The sequence below is a fragment of the Corallococcus praedator genome, assembly GCF_003612125.1.
Taxonomy (GTDB): domain Bacteria; phylum Myxococcota; class Myxococcia; order Myxococcales; family Myxococcaceae; genus Corallococcus; species Corallococcus praedator.
This window is the reverse complement of the sequence record NZ_RAWI01000837.1, coordinates 1-611: the sequence shown is the minus strand read 5'-3', so window position 1 is coordinate 611 and position 611 is coordinate 1. Positions and strand designations below refer to the sequence as shown.

2 protein-coding genes are annotated in these 611 nt (G+C 51.7%); both read right to left on the bottom strand.

Annotation, left to right across the window (positions count from 1 at the left end):
* Positions 1–365, bottom strand: a 365-nt coding sequence (locus tag D7Y13_RS42045; protein ID WP_147452672.1) for a response regulator, incomplete at its 3' end; no start/stop codon positions are given.
* The coding region (locus D7Y13_RS47370; protein WP_208734568.1) for a hypothetical protein at positions 365–611 on the bottom strand (247 nt) is incomplete at its 5' end. The genes D7Y13_RS42045 and D7Y13_RS47370, both read right to left, overlap by 1 nt.

Sequence of the window (611 nt, the reverse complement as noted above, 5' to 3'; positions counted from 1 at the left end):
TCCCGCAAAGCTCGCTGAACGCAAGGTGCCAGCCGTTCTAACCGCTGCTTGAGAACGTAGTCTGTAGCTCCGCGCTTGAGCGTTTCGATCGCCAATTCCTCGCCCATACTGGCAGAGACAAAAATAAATGGCAGATTAGGACAGCGATCGTGAGCCGTTTCTAGAGCAGCAATGCCACCAAAACCGGGCAGCGCATAAGCCGCCAAAATTAAGTCAAACGCCGGAGTTTCGATCGCCGTAATAACATCAGCGCACGTGTCTACCGTTCGCAACTCGTAGTCAATTTCGCCCTTCGTCAGCGCACCCTGAATTTTCTCGATATCAAGCGGTTTGTTTTCAAGCAGGAGAAACCGGAGTGTTGCCATTATCGCGCCTTCTGCTGTTCAAGGAATGCAAAATAAAATGCCGCGCTGCGCTCGCTTACTCGGCCACCCCTGACGAACCGTGCTGTCTGACTCTGTCTGACTGGCTCAGTGATGCCTGTTCTTTTCGCTAGCCTGCCGATTTTAGAATAGTTGAGAATATCGCCACTGTCCTCCAGCACGGCGTACTTAATCTGCTCCATCCGTTCTAATTCCTCTAGCTTCCGTGCGGCGGTTAATACATCATTC